4 protein-coding genes are annotated in these 2,763 nt (G+C 39.4%); all 4 read left to right on the plus strand.

The features are described from left to right. Window positions 1-197 (plus strand): RNA-binding S4 domain-containing protein (locus tag HP439_RS18545; RefSeq protein WP_172391817.1); only part of this gene is annotated, 197 nt, incomplete at its 5' end. A 12-nt stretch (window positions 198-209) separates the two neighbouring features. Then, window positions 210-1,277: a 3-dehydroquinate synthase gene (gene aroB, locus HP439_RS18550; protein ID WP_172391818.1), complete on the plus strand. Its 1,068-nt coding sequence runs from the start codon at window positions 210-212 to the stop codon at window positions 1,275-1,277. Between the two features lie 2 nt (window positions 1,278-1,279). Continuing rightward, window positions 1,280-1,996 carry a ThuA domain-containing protein gene (locus HP439_RS18555; RefSeq protein WP_172391819.1) on the plus strand — a complete coding sequence of 239 codons (717 nt, stop codon included), beginning with the start codon at window positions 1,280-1,282 and terminating at the stop codon, window positions 1,994-1,996. 54 nt (window positions 1,997-2,050) lie between these two features. Beyond that, window positions 2,051-2,763, plus strand: a 713-nt coding sequence (locus HP439_RS18560; protein WP_172391820.1) for a D-alanyl-D-alanine carboxypeptidase, incomplete at its 3' end; no start/stop codon positions are given.

The raw sequence follows: 2,763 nt of genomic DNA on the forward strand, positions 1-2,763 counted from the left end.
TTTCGTTAAAAGGAGACTATATCCAACTCATTCAATTATTAAAAGTCCTCAACTGGGTTGAGCATGGCGCAATGGCCCAAATTGTAGTTGAGGAGGGTATGGTAAAATACAATGGTGAAATCGATTTGAGGAAACGTCTCAAAGTAAGAGTAGGCGACATAATCGAGTTCGATGGTCAAACAGTAAAAATTATTTAAAAGAAATAGCAAATGGCAAAACAAATATCCAGTCTTGGTTATTCGGTATACTTTGAGGACGATTTAGCCTCTCTTGAGCAGCTTATCGTATCTAATGGATACTCACAGGTCCTGGTACTCGTCGATAGAAATACAAACGACCATTGTCTTCCGATCCTACAGACATTGCTTCCGAACCTAACGGACTATGATATTATCGAAGTAGATCCCGGTGAAGAAAACAAGAATATTGACTTCTGCATCGGTGTGTGGAAAACAATGCTAGACTTTGGTGTCGACAGAAAAGCATTAATGATCAATCTAGGAGGAGGGGTCGTAACGGACATGGGCGGTTTTGCTGCTTCAACGTACAAACGAGGGATAGATTTTATTCAAATTCCAACGACGTTGCTTTCCCAAGTGGATGCCTCCGTTGGAGGGAAAACAGGAATAGACTTGGATAATGTCAAAAACATTATCGGTACTTTCACGCAGCCGCAAGCTGTTTTTATTAGCGCTAAATTTCTTGCCACTCTAGACGATAGACAACTCCGCTCCGGATTTGCCGAAGTAATTAAGCACGGGCTAATCTTTGATGTCAATTTATTTAATCGCTGTAAAAACATTGACCCTACCAAAGACAGCCTTGACGAAATCGTATTTCGTTCAGTGGAAATTAAAAATGAGGTCATTACCCAAGATCCGACAGAAAAGGGGTTGCGTAAAATTCTTAATTTCGGACATACTATTGGACACGCCGTAGAAGGGTACTCCATGCTTCATGATGAAAACCCCCTCCTTCATGGAGAAGCAATAGCAATAGGAATGATATGCGAGGCTTATTTGTCTTTTAAATTAAATGGACTACCGGAAGAGGATTTGAAAGAAATTGTGTCTATTTTTAGTGAACGCTTTGCACATTATTCGCTTTCAGCAGATAGCTACGACGACTTGTTAACACTGATGACTAACGATAAGAAAAACGAGGCAAACAAATTAGGGTTTGCGTTGTTATCTGCGATTGGTGCGTGTACTTACAACCTATACGTAGAGCGCGACATAATAATTGATAGTCTTGACTTTTACAAAACTTTAAATTAAAAATGAAATATATACACTGTGTTTTCAGCGCATTAGTCCTGTTGTGTTCATCAGTTACTAAAGCCCAAGATAAAGTTTTAATATTTAGTAAAACCGCGGCCTTCCGACATGAGAGCATTCCTAAAGGAGCGGCTACGGTTGCAGAAATTTTGAAAAATGCACAGATTACATCTGTGCATACCGAGGATGCAAGCTACTTCAATGCAGATAGCTTACAACAATTTGGCGCGATCATCTTTTTAAGTACGACAGGAGACATCCTAAACAAGGATCAAAAAGAAGCATTCCAAACTTTCATCCGATCAGGGAAAGGTTTTGTAGGTATACATGCTGCGTCCGATACAGAACATAATTGGCCGTGGTATGGGGGGCTGGTCGGTGGATATTTTTCTAGTCACCCTGCGGTTCAAGAGGCGAAGATAGATGTCATCGAAACTGAACACATCTCTACTTCACATTTGTCAAAAATCTGGTGGCATAAAGACGAATGGTATGATTATAAAGATGTACAACCGGGATTACATATTCTGATGAAATTAGATGAAGAGAGCTACCAAGGGGGCAAAATGGGAAAATTTCACCCGATAGCCTGGTTCCAGCCCTATGATGGAGGAAGATCATTCTATACCGGTCTGGGGCACACCGATGAATCGTTTGACGTTTTAAATTTTCAAAAACATATTCTTGGCGGGGTCAAATACGCACTTGGTAAAGAATAAGTAAAGTGCCTTTTATCCGGGGCATATTATCTTGTATCTCTTTAATTTTTATAAATGAAGCGAAGTTATCTATTTTTTGCGCTAATCTATTTATCCTCTACCTTCCTCAATGCACAAACATTAAATATAAAACCGATACAAACAGCACTAGAAACTTCAAAACAGCTAAAGGAATACTTCTACGGTTTTAGCCTCTACGATCTAGACAGTAACCGGTTTTTACTGGGAGTAAACGAGGATAAACATTTCGCTCCAGCATCCAATACGAAGGTGTTTACGCTCATTACAGCGCTTATAGCCTTAGGAGATTCTATACCTGGGATTCACTATATAGAGCGAGGTGACTCTCTAATATTTTGGGGAACAGGCGATCCTACTTTCCTGCATAATAGACTGGATACAAGAAAAGTATTTGACTTTTTGAAAAGTAATACGAAAGATCTTTATTTCCTGACAACTACTCCAACACAGGAGCCTTTTTATCGTAACGGTTGGTCTATTGAAGACTACAACGAATATTACCAACCCGAGATTAGTACCTTTCCTATATATGGCAACGTGGTAACCTTTAGAGAGTCGGCAAATAGCTTAAAAACCAGTCCAAAGGTGTTCCAAAAGAATGTTTCATTTAAGGCTGATACATTGTCGAAATTTTCACTAACGCGTAGCTTTGCGGACAACCATTTCACGTATAATCAGTCCAACATACCGCATAACTATATCAACGAGAAACCTTTTCGATATTCAAATGAATTAGTGGTTAAACT

This window comes from Sphingobacterium shayense, assembly GCF_013179575.1.
In the GTDB taxonomy this organism is placed as follows: Bacteria; Bacteroidota; Bacteroidia; order Sphingobacteriales; family Sphingobacteriaceae; genus Sphingobacterium; species Sphingobacterium shayense.

Excerpts from the sequence above, each read along its gene's own strand:
- aroB (WP_172391818.1), top strand. The coding sequence starts at position 210 with ATGGCAAAACAAATATCCAGTCTTGGTTATTCGGTATACTTTGAGGAC.
- HP439_RS18555 (WP_172391819.1), top strand. The coding sequence starts at position 1,280 with ATGAAATATATACACTGTGTTTTCAGCGCATTAGTCCTGTTGTGTTCA.